The sequence below is a fragment of the Roseibium alexandrii DFL-11 genome, from assembly GCF_000158095.2.
GTDB lineage: Bacteria > Pseudomonadota > Alphaproteobacteria > Rhizobiales > Stappiaceae > Roseibium > Roseibium alexandrii.
The window spans coordinates 1052901-1066820 of the sequence record NZ_CM011002.1; the positions used below are offsets into that span (position 1 = coordinate 1052901).

Below are 13920 nucleotides of genomic sequence, written 5' to 3' on the forward strand. Positions count from 1 at the left end.
AATGAGCAAGCTGTTTGATCATAGCCTTCGCAGCGCGTCTCCGGACCATGCGGAGATCGTGCGCAAGTATGAACTCTACCGGACAATAGTTGAGTTTCTCGCAGCGCTCATGTTCGTGATCGGCAGTATCTTCTTTTTCTACGAGAGCCTGCTTTATGCCGGAACCTGGCTGTTTCTGATCGGCTCGATCCTGTTCGGGGTGCGGCCGACCATCCGGCTTCTTCTGGAGCTGAAACTCGCCAACCTCCCGGTGCCGAAGGAATTCCGGCCATATGGCGCGCCGCCGGTTGATGAGCCGGTGAGCCGATGACAAACAGCACTGGCCGCCGCACACCGGCTCTGATGATCCAGGGGACCGGATCCAATGTCGGCAAGAGTCTGATTGTTGCCGGGCTGTGCCGCCTCTATGCCAATCGCGGCATGACGGTCCGCCCGTTCAAGCCGCAGAACATGTCCAACAATGCCGCTGTCACCTCCGACGGCGGCGAGATCGGCCGGGCGCAAGCCTTGCAGGCGATGGGATGCCGCGTACCGCTGACCGTGCACATGAACCCGGTTCTCTTGAAACCCGAAACGGATACTGGCGCGCAAATTATCGTTCAGGGAAAGCGCTTCGGCACCATGCGCGCCCGCGAATATGGCAAGCAGAAAGCAGAGCTTTTGCCGAAGGTTCTGGAGAGCTTTACAAAACTTCAGTCAGACGCCGATCTCGTCATCGTGGAAGGCGCGGGCAGCCCTGCCGAAATCAACCTACGCGCAGGTGACATCGCCAACATGGGGTTTGCGGAAGCAGCCGACCTGCCTGTTGTCCTGTGCGCTGACATTGACCGGGGCGGTGTCATTGCTTCGGTGGTGGGTACCCATGCAGTGCTGGAGCCGTCCGAGCAGGATCGCATCAAGGCGTTTTTCATCAACCGGTTTCGCGGCGATCCGAGCCTCTTTGATGACGGCATGCGCGAGATCGCCCAGCGCACCGGCTGGCTGGGCCTGGGCGTTGTGCCGTGGTTTGCAGATGCCAACAAACTGCCTGCGGAAGACGCGCTGGATCTTGCAAGCGGCGCGGGCAGGGGCGGGATCAAGATCGTCATTCCGGTGATTTCCCGGATTGCCAATTTCGATGATCTCGACCCGTTGCGTATGGAAGCGGATGTCTCTCTCGAGTTGATCCAGCCCGGAACGCCCTTGCCGGGAGATGCGGATCTCGTCCTTCTGCCTGGATCCAAATCAACCATCGGCGATCTGGCGTTCTTCCGGAAACAAGGCTGGCACATTGACTTGGCAGCTCATGTGCGCCGGGGCGGCCATGTTATCGGGATATGCGGCGGTTATCAGATGCTCGGCAAAACCATCTCCGACCCTGATGGCATCGAGGGATCGGCCGGAACTGTCGAAGGGCTGGGGCTTCTTGATGTCGAAACGGTACTGACGGCGGATAAATCGCTCGTCGAGGCTGAGGGCAAGCACCTGGCATCGGGTGCCAGTGTCAAAGGATACGAGATCCATATCGGTCGCACATCCGGGCCTGATTGCGCCCGGCCATATCTCCACATCCGTGATGCGGGCGGGACGCCGAAACTGGACGGGGCGCAGTCATCAGATGGCCGTATTGCCGGAACCTATTTGCATGGGCTCTTTACCGATGATGGTTTTCGGAAAACCTATCTGAAAGGCTTCGGGGCGGTATCCGACCTTGCCTACGAGCACCAGATCGACACGGTGCTTGATGAATTCGCGAAGCATTTGGAGCGTGTGCTGGATGTTGAGGTGATCTTGGAGATTGCAAACAACCGATAGGTCCGGCGATCGTTTTTTAAGGGAGTTCTTATGGAATACATTGGGACCGTTCAGGTCCGACTATTCGCCATTTTTCTTCTGGTTAGCAATTTGAGCACTTTGTTGAGTTTTGCTTTCTTCGCCGCAAATTCTGATCCAGCCCTGCAAATTGTGTCCTTTGGCGCTGTCGGCGGTGGTCTGCTCATAGCTGGTCTGCTGTTCTTCTTTCCCCAACTTGTTCTACGCGATCTGAAAACACCTGATCCGCAAGCAGAACCGGATCACATCCCATCTGAAAATATGCTGCAGATCGCGATAGTTGTGATTGGTCTCTACTTCACAGTTCGCGGTCTGCAATCGTTGTTCAACGCCGTCTTGTTCAAGTCTTATATGGACTCTCAATCGGCTTTGGCTGTTCTGGCAAACCCGGAACTTGGCAACGGATTGTTTACGCTGGGGATGGGAGTGTTTCTCACGATTGGCACACGCCGATTTACTAACTTCATACTAGGCCTGAGGCGACTTTAAGCGGCAGTGTGATCCAGCCGAGTATTGCAAGCTTATACCCGACATGTGTTCCGATGGGCTGGCGCGGCGCACGCATCTCGTGTAGGCGGGATAAATGAGACTGCTTTCATCTTCCACGCCCCTTTCCAGACCAGCTGCCGGGATTGTCTTTGTTCTTGCCGGCGTGACGGCAATTTCCGTCAACGACATGCTGATCAAGCAGTTGTCGGGCGGATATCCCTTGCATCAGATGATTTTTGTCCGGTCCCTGATCGGTCTCATTTTCATGCTGTTTCTTGTGCATTTCGAGGGTGGTTGGACGATTCTGAAGACACGGCGGCCAATTTTGCATGTCGTCCGTTGCGTGATGGTTCTGATTGCAAACATGAGCTTTTTCACCGCGCTCGCCGTTGTGCCACTTGCCGATGCAACAGCGCTGTTTTTTGTTGCGCCGCTGCTCATCACGCTATTGTCGATCCCCATACTTGGCGAGAAGGTTGGACCCTGGCGGCTTGGTGCAGTCGGGATCGGTTTCTGCGGAGTCGTCCTGATGATGCAGCCCTGGAAAACCGATCTGCAGATTGAAGGTGGGCGCGCGGTTCTGATTCTGCCTGTTATTGGCGCAGCGGCCTATGCCATGATGCAGGTCTTGACGCGGAAACTGGGTGTTGCAAGCAAAGCCTCCGCCCTTGCTGTTTACTTGCAGTCCGGATTCCTCATTGTATCCATAGGGTTTTTCCTGGTCGCCGGGGATGGCCGTTACGCTGACAGCTTCGACAACGCCAGCCTGCAGTTCTTGCTGCGCGCCTGGGTTTGGCCGCCGGAAGAGGATGTCTATTGGTTTGTTGCGCTCGGGCTTTGTTCCGGTGTCGTTGGGTACACCATGTCGCAAGCTTACAGAATCGCGGATGCGGCAACGATTGCGCCGTTTGAATATATTGGTTTGCCGCTCGCCGTTTTCTGGGGCTGGCTGATGTTCGGTGAATTGCCGGCGCCGGTGGTCTTTGGGGGAATTGGTCTGATTGTCGGCGGCGGTCTTCTGGTGTTCTTGCGCGAACATCAAAAACAGCGAAAGCTCGCACTTGCCACGAAAATTGGCCGCCGTTAGGGCAATAGTCCCCACCATCTGGCCGTTGTGACTGCTGGGAAAACTAGCCTCGTTCCCAGACCACAAGCTGGTTGTTGGCAGGCATGGCGTGATCTACGGCGAAGGTCAGGCCCGTGTTTTGGGCAAGTGCGTCGAGTTCTTCAAAGTCACGGATGCCGCTCACTGGGTTCCAGCTTTTCAGCTGGACATCAAAGGCGGCATTGCTTTCAGTGGTGAAGGCGCCGCCGTACTTGAGTGGTCCATAGACGCAAAGAGCGCCGTCCTGTGTGCACAGGACTTCGCCAGCACGGGCGAAAAACTCTTCCACATGCTCAAATGACATGATGTGCAGTGTGTTGGCTGTAAAAATGGCATCGAAGGCCTCCGGTCCGTCCGGTGCTGGCAGAGGCCATGGAGGCGAGGCGACGTCGAGGGCAATCGGAGCGGGTGTCCGGTCATTGCCGTCTTGTTTCAGCCGTTCAGCGATGCCCGGAACGTTGTCCGGCAAATCGCTACATTGCCATGTGATATGCGGCAAGGCGTTCGTGACGTGAACTGCGTGCTGGCCGTTGCCGCTGCCGATCTCCAGAACCTTTGTTCGGTTCGCCAGGATTGGCCGCAAGGTCTCCAGAACGACGTCCTTGTTGCGGTCAGCGGCTGCAGAAAAGGGAAGCATGGGTTTGTCTCTCAAATCAAGAAAAGAACAGCCAGAAGCAGAACAAGCGCGGCTTCGATACCATACGCGCCGACAAGAACCTTGAGGCCGCGCGAGATGTCATCAGCCGTTGCGTCCCGGCGTCCGTTTGCGTTCATATATGGATCATCAACCGTGTATCCAGGATAGGTCCGTTGACCGGCCAACGCCAAGCCGAGCGCACCGGCCATTGCCGCTTCCGGCCAGCCGGCATTGGGGGAGCGATGCTGTTTCGCATCCCGAACCATGGCCGAAAAACTTTTTCTGACGGATCCGCCGGCAAGCGGCGCCGCTAGCGCCAGGAACATACCTGACAATCGGGAGGCAGGAAGATTGATCAGGTCATCAAACCGTGCCGATGCCCAGCCGAAATCAGTATATATCTCGTTCTTGTGCCCGATCATGCTGTCTGCTGTGTTCACCGCTTTGTAGGCTATCAGGCCCGGCAGTCCCAGAACGGCAAACCAGAAAACCGGCGCGACAATGCCGTCTGAAAAATTCTCGGCGCAGGATTCGATTGCAGCGCGGGAGACACCCGCTTCGTCCAAGGAGTTCGGATCCCGGCCAACGATCATGGCGACTGCCTGCTGGCCACCGGCAAGGCCGTTGTTTAGTAAGCCGATTCTCACCGCTGCAACGTGCTCATAAAGGCTTTTTTGAGCGATCAACACTGCAGCAATAACGACGATCAGGAATTCACCGAAAGGGATCGCGGTTGCGAATTCCTGAACGAGGAAGCCCAGCGCAATACTCCCGACCAACAAGATCAACAAGGTCACGATCCCGGCGACCCGGCGGGTCTGAGGGCGCCAGTCTTTGCGGTTCAGTGCTTGATCAAGTGCTGAAATAACTTTGCCAATCCAGACCACTGGATGGGGCAGGCGACGCCAAAGCCAGTCCGGATCACCGACAATCCCGTCGAGGATCAGGGCGGCGAGTAGCAGCCAAAGCGCGTTTTCATAAAGCAGCATGGGTGCTGGTTAGAGGTCTTTTTGAACCGCTGCAAGCGCGTCGGTCAGGCGTGCCAGGTTTTCAGCGCCACCCGGCAGGCCGAAGCGGATCCAGGTTGGTGCGTAGTCGAAGACCCGGGTCCAGATCCGCTGTTTGGCAAGTGCGTCATGCAGCTTGGCGGCAGATCTCGTCCCGGCAAGCGCATATAGCGGGGTGCCGCCAAAGACGCTGAGCATGTTCTGTTGCAGCGCCAGTGTGAGATCGGCCATTTCGTCGGCCAGTTGGCGGGTCATGGATTTTTGCCAGGCTTGGTCTTTCAGTGCGGCCGTGCCGAGTTCCAGAGCCGGGCCGCTGAGGCACCAGCTTTCCAGAAGGGCTGAGACCTTTGCGATCATCGGCTTTGGTCCTGCCAAAAAACCGAGACGCAGGCCGGCCAGACCAAAGAACTTGCCGAACGAACGCAAGATCAGGATGTTTTCATTGCCCATATGCGGCAGAAGGCTTGAACCGGGCATGACATCGGCAAAAGCTTCGTCCACCACAAGGTACCCGCCGCGCTCCGTCAACGTTCTGGCGATCTCCAGAAGACTTTTGACATCAACAAGTTGACCGTCGGGATTGTTCGGATTGACGAGCAGAACGATTTTCGCATCGGCGGGCAGGGCGTAAATACTGGATAGTTCGACCGGTTTGCGGCCGTCCCGGGTCCACACGTCTGCATGGCTGGTATAAGTTGGGGCCGCCAGGGCAACAGGGCCTTGGGGCAGAAGCTGCGGCAACACTGACAAAAGCAGCTGGGTGCCGGGCCCTGCGGCAAGTCCAAGATGATCCGGCACTGCATAGGTCTGTCGCGCAGCGCCAATAAGCTGATCCTGGGCAGACTGTGCGGGCAGGGAAGTCCACGCTTTATCGGAAAACCGGTCCGGGACTGGATAGGCATGCGGATTGATGCCGGTCGACAAGTCTAGCCACTGGTCAGGTGTCCCGCCAAAGCGCTCGATTGCTTCGCTCAAATCTCCGCCGTGCTTCATGACCCGGTCAGTCCTGTGTGATGCGCAAGCCGCATGGTTGTCCAAGGCTGCTATCTAGCGGATATCAATGATAAAAGTACAGGCGGATCACGACTTATGCTGCGTTAGAAACGGCACGTGAGACAAGGTTGCAGTTTTGCGCGTGGGAAAAAGACATTGTCGATTTGACCAAGTCGCCAAGGTCTGCAGATCAAGTTACCAATTCTCGTGTGTGTTTTGTATGGTAGGTTTCAGTCAAGGGAGACGCAATGCCCGGATCACGTGCAGTGCTTGTCTTTGTCCTGATGCTCTGGATGTCCGCAAGTGCGGGTGTTCAAGCACAGCAGATCGTGCGGCTTGGGATCGAACATTACGATGATGGTGATGACCGTTACGAAGTTTCCTTGCTGAAACTCGCATTGGAACATTCCGGAGAGGATGCCGTCCTTGAGGTGGTTTCGCTCGGTGATACGACGCAGGAACGCGTGTTGATCGAGTTTGAGCAAGGCCGCTCAAATTTTGATGTTTTTTACAGCGGCGGATCGCCGCAACGCGAAAAACGTTTTGAGCAGATCGACATCCCCTTGAGCCGCGGCCTGCTTGGTCACCGCATATTTGTGACCCGCAAGGACCAGCTGGATCAGCTGGCGCAAATCAAGACATTGGATGAGTTTCGCGACTATGCTGTGATTGGCTCCGGCTTCGGCTGGCCGGACACGGATATTTTCAGGGCAGCCGGGTTTAAGGTTCTGCCGGCGGAATGGAAAAACATCTGGCGGATGCTGTCTGTCGGCCGCACGAATGTGTTCAATCTCGGTGTCCATGAAGCCCATGCCGAAAGAGCGAATTTCGATGAAATCTATCCAAACCTCACCGTCGATAACAATCTGCTTGTGAAATACCGCTTCGGGTTTTTCTTCTACGTGCGAAAAGACAACCGTGCCGTGGCAGAATTGATCGAGCGCGGGCTAGAACGGGCCTATGAGGCCGGTGCCTTCATGCAGCTTTTTGAAACACATCCGCGGATTCAAACGGCTTTGGGTCATATTCGGCAGAACGATCTGACCGTACTGGAAATTGCGAATCCCTTTTTGTCTGACCGGCACCGTGCGATCCCGGACCGGTATTGGCATGATGTAAAATAGCCAGGCTTCATGTTGACACGCGGGGGCGCTTGGCTGAAAATAGAACAAAATAAGAACATCAAGCTGTGCGCAGGATTAAATTGACCATGTCTCACCCAAGGCGAACCCGGTCTCCACTGGACTTTGACCGGGATAAGTTACTGCAATCACTGGGAAGTGCCCGTGCGGCGTTGATTGAGGCGCATCGAAGCATGAAACCGAAGTCGGGCCTTGCGCGCTCTGCAGATGCAGTCGTGTCTGAAATTGATGAATTTGCCCTGGTTCTGACCGGATCGCGTGACTTTTTTCATCTTAAAGCCCACGGAACACCGCCATCCAGGGACGATCCGAGCTAGGGCTGCGATTTCCGGGAGATCAGATCAGCGTCATCCAACTTTGGCCGATGCAGGAGCTTCGGCAAGGCCATGCTGGGTTTCATGGACCAGTTGATCCACCACGGCCTCCAGTTTCGTGCGGTCGATCAGGCTGTCTTCCGTAATGTCGCCTGCAAGTGCCAGCTGACGATCAGCTGATGTACCGCGCTCTGCAATCGTCCGGATGTGGGCGATCTCCGCTTCACAGCCAAAAAACGCAGCATCTGCCGCCACCAGCTCGCTGATTTCGTCGACCAGATCCTTGAACGCGATGGATTTCTTCTGGCCGAAGTCGATCAGGTTGGCGGCCGAGCCATGCCTCTGCGCCTGCCAGCGGTTTTCCGCGAGCAGGAACCTGGAATAGTGCCGCCACCCCTGATTAGCGCGCCGCAAGCGGTAGAGCATCCGGCACAGGCACCGGAAGAGCGCTGCAATTGCAACGGCATCCTCAACGCACGGGCAGACATCCGTCACCCGCATTTCAAGGGTTGGAAACCGGTCGGAGGGTCGAAGGTCCCACCAGATCTTGGTCGCATCCTCAATGACGCCGGCTTGAACCAGCATGTCAATTGTGTGGCGGTAGTCTTCGTGGCTCTCAAATCGCGGCGGCAATCCGGTGCGGGGCAGCTCGTTGAATACCGACAACCGATAGGATTTCAGTCCCGTGTTCCGGCCCCGCCAGAAAGGCGAAGACGTGCTCAGCGCCAGAAGGTGGGGCAGGAAATAGGTCAGCTGATTGAAAAGATCGACGCGCAGCTCTGCATCTTCAATACCGATATGAACATGCATGCCGCAGATCAGGAGGCGCTTGGCGACAACCTGCATGACCCTCGCAAGATCGTTGTAGCGTTCCTTGTCGGTGTGTGGCTGCTCGGTCCATTCCGCAAAGGGATGGGTCGAGGCGGCAATGGGTGCCAGGCCATGTCGGGCGGCCTCATCGGCTATGGTTTTGCGGAAATAAGCCAGTTCTGCCTTCACTTCGCCAAGCGTCATGCAAACCGGGGTGCCAACTTCGATCTGGCATTGAAGAAACTCCGGGCTGACTCGGCCTTCAAGCGCGGTTTCGCAGGCAGAAAACAAATCGGTAGGCGGGGAGCTCGCGATATTGCGGCTGGCGCGGTCGACCAGAAGATATTCTTCCTCAATCCCGATGCTGAAGCTGGGCTCTTTCATCTAAACAGCTTGCGGGAGCAGGCTTTGCGGGGTCAAGCACGAATTATTGCGTAGTGCACCATCGATATTTGCGGTGAGAGCCCTCTTGTGGCTCCGGCGGGCTCAGCTTGACCGGATGGCGAAACTCAAAACACCAGGGCAGATGCCGCGCGGATCTGGTGCCAGGTTGCCGAGATCGGCTTGATAGTATGAAATTTTCGAAGAAAAGTGGAGGCCCCGACCGGAATCGAACCGGTGTACACGGATTTGCAATCCGCTGCGTCACCACTCCGCCACAGGGCCCCTCGGTGGTGTGCCGCGCCTTATCAAACACTTGGCGCGGCAGGTCAAGTCCTGATTGATTGGCTGATAACATTTCCACTGGGACACCCGTGGAAAGGTCTGTATGACTGATTGTCAGCGGTAAAAAATCTCCCGGAATTCAAAGGGTTTGGTGATAGAGCCGCATCTGGTGCTTGTCAGGGCGGGTTTGCCTCGGTATGGAACCAGCCGAAGAGGTGCCGGGACGCCGGCAATTCAAGCGAGGGCCGATATGACGGACTTTAACCAGTCCCGCCGCAAGATGGTGGACAACCAGTTGCGTACCAACGATGTGACGGATCACCAGATCCTGGATGCAATGGAGGTGGTTCCGCGCGAACGGTTCGTTCCTGCATCGAAGCGGGCAGTGGCCTACATCGATGAAGATCTGCCCATTGGTGCTTCCGGGTCAGGCCGATACTTGATGAAGCCGCATATCTTCGGAAAGCTGATCCAGCTGGCGCAGATCAGTGCGGACGACATTGTGCTCGTGATTGGAGCCGGCAGCGGCTACAGCACGGCGGTCGCGGCAAAGCTGGCGGCATCTGTCGTCGCCCTGGAAGAAAACGCGGATTTGGCCCGCGATGCTGGGGATCTCCTCGTTGATCTCGGAACTGAAAACGCGGTCGTCGTGGAAGGTCCGCTGGTGGATGGGTATGCTGCGGAAGGCCCATATGACGTTATACTGATTGATGGTGCGGTTGAAGTTCTGTCCGAGGCTTTGCTGAAACAGTTGAAGTCTGACGGCCGCCTTGTTGTCATCGAAGGCCAAGGCGGAGCAGGTGTGGCCAAGCTGTATCAGAAATCGGGCGAAGTGGTGAGCGGACGGTTTGCCTTCAATGCGTCGGCAGCGCTGCTTCCCGGTTTTGCTCAAGCCGCAGAGTTTACCTTCTAAAGGTCTGTAAAAAGAATTGTTTCCGGTCTGATCTGAAGACCGGGCATGATCGGCCAGTTTCACGTGTTGTGTTATGCAGTGTGCTCCGTTAGAGCCTGTTGCCTATAAGCCGCACTGGAAGATTTTCATTAAATCTGAGCCCCTACCGGTTGAAGATGGACACCGGTGAGTTTACTCAGGTTTTAAGTGTACGTGGGTGATCCGGAAGGAGTGTAGAGTGTCTGGTCGTTCAAGGGTGAAAGCAATGGCACTAACGAAAGGACTGATGAGCGGGGTTGCCGCCGTCGTCTTGTCCGGCTTCATTGCGTCCTCGGCCAGTGCAGACACGATCCGTGATGCGCTGTCTCTCGCCTATGCGAATAATCCGACCCTGAATGCTGCCCGGGCCCAGCTGCGCGGTGTTAATGAAAATGTGCCGCAAGCACTGGCCGGCTGGCGGCCTACAGCTTCGGCTGCTCTGGCTGCTGGTGGTGTTCGGTCTTCTCTTAACGGCCGGCAAGCCTATCGGAACAACGCTGCCATCTCGCTGACCCTCAGTCAGGCGGTTTTCCGCGGTTTTCGCACGGTCAATTCCACCCGTCAGGCCGAAGCTGTTGTCCGGGCCCAACGCGAAAGCCTGATGTCGAGCGAACAGGACACGCTGCTCAGTGCAGCGACGGCCTATGTCGACGTGATTCGCGATACTGCGCTTGTTTCGCTTCAGCGTAGTGACTTGGCGTTCCTTCAAGAACAGGTGCGTGCAGCGCGCGACCGGTTTGATGTGGGCGAGGGCACCCGGACCGACGTGTCCCAGGCTGAAGCGCGTGCCGCGGAAGCTCAGGCATCGTTGAACACGGCGCTTGCCAATTTGAACACCAGCCGGGCGATTTACCGTCAGGTGATCGGCGTTGATCCGAAGAGCCTCTCGGCGGACACATCCATCACACGCCAGGTGCCAAAGTCTTTGGATGTTGCGCTTCAGACCAGTGAAGAGAAACAACCTCTGATCCAGCAAGCGCAACACTTGGTGGATGCTGCCATCTTCAATGTGAAGACCATCGAGGGGGAGTTGCTGCCTACTGTCTCGGTTGATGCGAGTGTCGGCCGGAATTGGAACCCCTCAAACACGATCGATCTCAGCAACGAAGCGCAGATCTTCGGCAATGTGAGCATCCCGATTTATCAGGGCGGCGGCGTTTATTCACGTGTCCGTCAGGCCAAGGAAGAGCTGGGTCAGACCCGTCTACAGCTGGATGTCGCTCGCGATCAAGTCCGCGCAAACGTGATCACCGCTTGGGGCATCTTCCAGGCTGCTGAAGCGTCTATCGTTGCCGCGCGTGCTGCTGTTGAAGCACAACAGCTGGCTCTTGAAGGCGTGATCGAGGAACAGCGGGTCGGCCAGCGGACGACGCTCGATGTTCTGGATGCGCAGCGCGAACTTGTTATCCAGCAATCCAATCTTGTGACTGCCCAGCGGAACCGGATCGTTGGCGGATATCAGCTGGTGGCGGCTGTTGGTCAGCTGGACGCGGAGTCCCTGAGCTTGAACGTCAACGTTTATAATCCCGAGCAGCATTACAGGTCCGTCCGCGGCAAGTGGATTGGTCTGCGGACGCCAGATGGGCGCTGAGGAACAACCGCTACTCCCTTTGCTAGAAGTAGGACGCTAATGGAACCGGCTTTGGCCGGTTTCTTTGTTTCTGGAGTTTGTAGAGAGCGATTCGGATTGCAATTACCCAAAAGTTTACAAAAAGTGGACTTAAAAGGGGAAAAGCCTATCTCAGGCCGTGCGGTTGCTTTGCGCGTTTCCAGATGATCCGCATAATTTCATTAACGAATCATCCGGGGGACTTCTGGTTGGAGCGTAGAGTAGCCAACAAGTACGGGGGACGTCATGTCACAGGCGAGCAAGGCTGAAGAGCCGTCGATGGAGGAGATCCTCGCATCGATACGCCGGATCATTTCTGATGAAGACTCCCAGAGCGCGGACTCCGGCAATGAACAAGCAGACGAAACCCCAGTAGAAGCAAAGGCGGAGGATGATATGGGTGATGCCTCCGAGATGTCACAAGACGACCTCGACAAGCTGTTCGATATGGACGGTGATGACGATGTTGCCGAAGACGAAAGCGCGGATGACATGGCTGCGGCCATGATGGCCGACGCTGCGGAAGATGAAAGCGATGCGGGGGACGACGATGTCCTCGAACTAACGGAAGAGCTTGCTGTCGAATCCACCGACGATCTGGATATGGTCGATGGACTTGCAGAAGACCTGGACAATGTGGACGGTGACGTTTCGTTTGCACCGGACCCGGAGCCTGCGGAAGACATCATGGCCCCGCCAGGGCCAGAAGCCGAACCCGAGGCGCTGTTCGAGCCGGAAGAGCCGGCGATCCAGTCGAAGCCGATTCCGGATGACCTGCCGGATGTTGCACCTGAAGACTACCTGACATCCGCTGCGACAGGGCACGCGGTTCATGCGGCGCTCGACAATTTTTCTGACATGTTGATCAGCACGAAAGCGCAGACCATTGAAGAGATGGTTCGTGACATGCTGCGTCCGATGATCAAGGCGTGGCTTGACCAGAACCTGCCGCCCATGGTGGAGCAGATGGTCAAGAAGGAAGTCCAGCGAGTGATCCGCCGGCGCGACTGATCCTGAGGATACTCGGATGTATGAGATTACTGGGGCGGCCGGAGACGGCAGCCCCTGAAGTTCGTTTGGGCAATGCCTGTACAAAGCTCGTACCACTCGCACCCAGCACATGCCTGCCGAATGCTTCCGTCCTGAAAAGCCAAACGTAGTCTGGAAATGTCTTCGCCGCTGAGGCGGAGAGGGCCAATTGATAGCGGTTTGCCGGAGAGCAGCAGCCCGATGTTGTGTGCGGCCAGTCGATCCCGCTCGCGCACGCTTTCATTGTAACAGTGACAGGTGTTGTCGTTCAGCATGGGCACACAAATGTCGTCCGGACCGTCGACCAGTTCAATGGCCGCACCGTCATTGAGGCGTTTTACGATGGCTTTGTAGGACGCCACGAAGGCAGGTGTGTAGCCCTTTCCGGCGAAGGTCAGCATGCATAGCAAATGGTGCGCGCGGAGGCGGATGGTCATGAGAACAGTTTTCGTGCTGGCTTTGGTATCCGTACTGTCGAGGCGGTCTAGATTACTCGGCTTCGCCCGGAAACTTATGCCAGTAGTAATCCGGAAGGGAAGCTGTTTCCGCCGTCAGATTGGGATTGTCGAAACGGATCGGCCGCCGGCTGTCGAGATTTAACTCCGTGAAAATCTCCCGGATCATCGGGTGGGTTCTGAAGTATTGAATGAAACTGCCGTCCTCATACGCGGTCACCAGGCCCGTTTCGATGATCTCCGCAAGTTCCGCGTTGTGCTTGCCGGTAAAGAAATAGAAGGGAAACCGGTCGTAGATCAGGACAACTTCCTGCTCGATATCATAGTCCAGTTGGACGTATTCCATCCGCTCGCTCAGGATTTCAACAGAAGCCCGCGGATATGCATCGGCATCCGCCGCGGCAATCATCGGATAAAGCTGGCTTTTCCGGGCGGTTTTTACTGTCAAACCCGAGCCTTCAAGGATAATGATGTCTCCCCAGTCGATACCTTGAAGGAATGTCATGTCCTTTAGGTCGCCCACCGTGTTGACCGGTAAAAACTTGTTCTGGCTGCCTTTCGGGATCGCGTTGATCCGGGCACCAATCAGACCACGCACCAGTGGAACGCGGATCGGCAGGGCAATCTCTTCGTAGTGTTTTGAAGTGCCCGCCGCATAGAGATTGAACTCCGAACTCGCCGGGTCGGTGAGTTTTTCCATGACCTCTACGGCGGTGAGGTCTTTGGAGTTCTCCGGCAATACGATCTTGAACGGGCGATCCTGTTTGGAAAGGGCGAGTTCCAGGAGGGGGACCGTGTACTCCGGTATAGACGCAAGCTGCGGCAGACGTATTTCGATTGGCTGGTCAGCAGCAGCCGTCCCTGCAAAAAACAGTGTGGCCATCAAACCGATGATACCGCATTTGGGTATCGTCATTCGAA

The 13920-nt window shown here is 56.4% G+C and carries 15 protein-coding genes and 1 tRNA gene; 9 read left to right on the forward strand and 7 right to left on the reverse strand.

Features of this window, described 5'->3' with window-relative positions:
* The first annotated feature begins 1 nt into the window (after position 1).
* From SADFL11_RS04925 to SADFL11_RS04940, 4 genes are all read left to right on the forward strand, one after another.
* Positions 2 to 310 (forward strand): YrhK family protein, encoded by a 309-nt coding sequence (locus tag SADFL11_RS04925; RefSeq protein ID WP_081450459.1) that lies wholly within the window; start codon positions 2 to 4, stop codon positions 308 to 310.
* On the forward strand, positions 307 to 1794 hold the full coding sequence (locus tag SADFL11_RS04930) for a cobyric acid synthase (RefSeq protein ID WP_008195187.1): 1488 nt from the start codon (positions 307 to 309) through the stop codon (positions 1792 to 1794). The genes SADFL11_RS04925 and SADFL11_RS04930 overlap by 4 nt, the downstream gene beginning before the upstream one ends.
* 90 nt (positions 1795 to 1884) lie before the next feature.
* The gene (locus tag SADFL11_RS04935; protein ID WP_167578954.1) at positions 1885 to 2301 is read left to right on the forward strand and encodes a hypothetical protein; all 417 of its coding nucleotides are present in this window, start codon (positions 1885 to 1887) and stop codon (positions 2299 to 2301) included.
* A 94-nt stretch (positions 2302 to 2395) separates the two neighbouring features.
* Entirely contained in the window at positions 2396 to 3388 is a 993-nt protein-coding gene (locus SADFL11_RS04940) for a DMT family transporter (RefSeq protein ID WP_008192252.1), read from the forward strand.
* A gap of 43 nt (positions 3389 to 3431) precedes the next feature.
* Here SADFL11_RS04940 and SADFL11_RS04945 read toward each other — a convergent pair whose 3' ends face one another.
* Genes SADFL11_RS04945 through cobD form a run of 3 tightly spaced genes read right to left on the reverse strand, consistent with a single transcriptional unit; the run spans position 3432 to position 6043 of the window.
* The gene (locus tag SADFL11_RS04945; protein ID WP_008192737.1) at positions 3432 to 4043 is read right to left on the reverse strand and encodes a DUF938 domain-containing protein; all 612 of its coding nucleotides are present in this window, start codon (positions 4041 to 4043) and stop codon (positions 3432 to 3434) included.
* A gap of 11 nt (positions 4044 to 4054) precedes the next feature.
* The gene (gene cbiB / locus SADFL11_RS04950; RefSeq protein WP_008195094.1) at positions 4055 to 5032 is read right to left on the reverse strand and encodes an adenosylcobinamide-phosphate synthase CbiB; all 978 of its coding nucleotides are present in this window, start codon (positions 5030 to 5032) and stop codon (positions 4055 to 4057) included.
* A 9-nt stretch (positions 5033 to 5041) separates the two neighbouring features.
* Positions 5042 to 6043 (reverse strand): threonine-phosphate decarboxylase CobD, encoded by a 1002-nt coding sequence (gene cobD, locus SADFL11_RS04955; protein ID WP_008197150.1) that lies wholly within the window; start codon positions 6041 to 6043, stop codon positions 5042 to 5044.
* A 248-nt stretch (positions 6044 to 6291) separates the two neighbouring features.
* On the opposite strand from cobD, the gene SADFL11_RS04960 reads away from it, so the two are divergent.
* Positions 6292 to 7167 (forward strand): hypothetical protein, encoded by an 876-nt coding sequence (locus tag SADFL11_RS04960; RefSeq protein WP_008188645.1) that lies wholly within the window; start codon positions 6292 to 6294, stop codon positions 7165 to 7167.
* Positions 7168 to 7358: 191 nt separating this feature from the next.
* Positions 7359 to 7502, forward strand: a complete 144-nt coding sequence (locus SADFL11_RS25415; protein ID WP_008189755.1) for a hypothetical protein — start codon at positions 7359 to 7361, stop codon at positions 7500 to 7502.
* Positions 7503 to 7532: 30 nt separating this feature from the next.
* Here SADFL11_RS25415 and SADFL11_RS04970 read toward each other — a convergent pair whose 3' ends face one another.
* Positions 7533 to 8693: a carboxylate-amine ligase gene (locus SADFL11_RS04970; protein ID WP_008190238.1), complete on the reverse strand. Its 1161-nt coding sequence runs from the start codon at positions 8691 to 8693 to the stop codon at positions 7533 to 7535.
* A gap of 208 nt (positions 8694 to 8901) precedes the next feature.
* A tRNA-Cys gene (locus tag SADFL11_RS04975) sits at positions 8902 to 8975 on the reverse strand.
* Between the two features lie 250 nt (positions 8976 to 9225).
* Between SADFL11_RS04975 and SADFL11_RS04980 the strand changes: the two genes are divergently transcribed.
* The 3 genes from SADFL11_RS04980 to SADFL11_RS04990 all read left to right on the forward strand — a co-directional run bounded on the left by SADFL11_RS04980 (position 9226) and on the right by SADFL11_RS04990 (position 12526).
* Complete coding sequence (locus tag SADFL11_RS04980; RefSeq protein WP_008189680.1) at positions 9226 to 9888, forward strand: protein-L-isoaspartate O-methyltransferase family protein; 663 nt, start codon at positions 9226 to 9228, stop codon at positions 9886 to 9888.
* A gap of 244 nt (positions 9889 to 10132) precedes the next feature.
* Complete coding sequence (locus SADFL11_RS04985; protein ID WP_040450575.1) at positions 10133 to 11497, forward strand: TolC family outer membrane protein; 1365 nt, start codon at positions 10133 to 10135, stop codon at positions 11495 to 11497.
* A gap of 264 nt (positions 11498 to 11761) precedes the next feature.
* Complete coding sequence (locus tag SADFL11_RS04990) at positions 11762 to 12526, forward strand: DUF2497 domain-containing protein (protein ID WP_008188604.1); 765 nt, start codon at positions 11762 to 11764, stop codon at positions 12524 to 12526.
* Between the two features lie 26 nt (positions 12527 to 12552).
* Here SADFL11_RS04990 and SADFL11_RS04995 read toward each other — a convergent pair whose 3' ends face one another.
* Positions 12553 to 12981 carry a DUF1284 domain-containing protein gene (locus SADFL11_RS04995; RefSeq protein WP_040450573.1) on the reverse strand — a complete coding sequence of 143 codons (429 nt, stop codon included), beginning with the start codon at positions 12979 to 12981 and terminating at the stop codon, positions 12553 to 12555.
* A gap of 52 nt (positions 12982 to 13033) precedes the next feature.
* Positions 13034 to 13915: a hypothetical protein gene (locus SADFL11_RS05000; protein ID WP_008196561.1), complete on the reverse strand. Its 882-nt coding sequence runs from the start codon at positions 13913 to 13915 to the stop codon at positions 13034 to 13036.
* Positions 13916 to 13920 lie beyond the last annotated feature (5 nt).

Coding starts and splice junctions, on each gene's coding strand:
- SADFL11_RS04925 (WP_081450459.1), top strand. CDS start 2: ATGAGCAAGCTGTTTGATCATAGCCTTCGCAGCGCGTCTCCGGACCAT.
- SADFL11_RS04930 (WP_008195187.1), top strand. CDS start 307: ATGACAAACAGCACTGGCCGCCGCACACCGGCTCTGATGATCCAGGGG.
- SADFL11_RS04940 (WP_008192252.1), top strand. CDS start 2,396: ATGAGACTGCTTTCATCTTCCACGCCCCTTTCCAGACCAGCTGCCGGG.
- SADFL11_RS04945 (WP_008192737.1), bottom strand. CDS start 4,043: ATGCTTCCCTTTTCTGCAGCCGCTGACCGCAACAAGGACGTCGTTCTG.
- cbiB (WP_008195094.1), bottom strand. CDS start 5,032: ATGCTGCTTTATGAAAACGCGCTTTGGCTGCTACTCGCCGCCCTGATC.
- cobD (WP_008197150.1), bottom strand. CDS start 6,043: ATGAAGCACGGCGGAGATTTGAGCGAAGCAATCGAGCGCTTTGGCGGG.
- SADFL11_RS04960 (WP_008188645.1), top strand. CDS start 6,292: ATGCCCGGATCACGTGCAGTGCTTGTCTTTGTCCTGATGCTCTGGATG.
- SADFL11_RS25415 (WP_008189755.1), top strand. CDS start 7,359: ATGAAACCGAAGTCGGGCCTTGCGCGCTCTGCAGATGCAGTCGTGTCT.
- SADFL11_RS04970 (WP_008190238.1), bottom strand. CDS start 8,693: ATGAAAGAGCCCAGCTTCAGCATCGGGATTGAGGAAGAATATCTTCTG.
- SADFL11_RS04980 (WP_008189680.1), top strand. CDS start 9,226: ATGACGGACTTTAACCAGTCCCGCCGCAAGATGGTGGACAACCAGTTG.
- SADFL11_RS04985 (WP_040450575.1), top strand. CDS start 10,133: ATGGCACTAACGAAAGGACTGATGAGCGGGGTTGCCGCCGTCGTCTTG.
- SADFL11_RS04990 (WP_008188604.1), top strand. CDS start 11,762: ATGTCACAGGCGAGCAAGGCTGAAGAGCCGTCGATGGAGGAGATCCTC.
- SADFL11_RS04995 (WP_040450573.1), bottom strand. CDS start 12,981: ATGACCATCCGCCTCCGCGCGCACCATTTGCTATGCATGCTGACCTTC.
- SADFL11_RS05000 (WP_008196561.1), bottom strand. CDS start 13,915: ATGACGATACCCAAATGCGGTATCATCGGTTTGATGGCCACACTGTTT.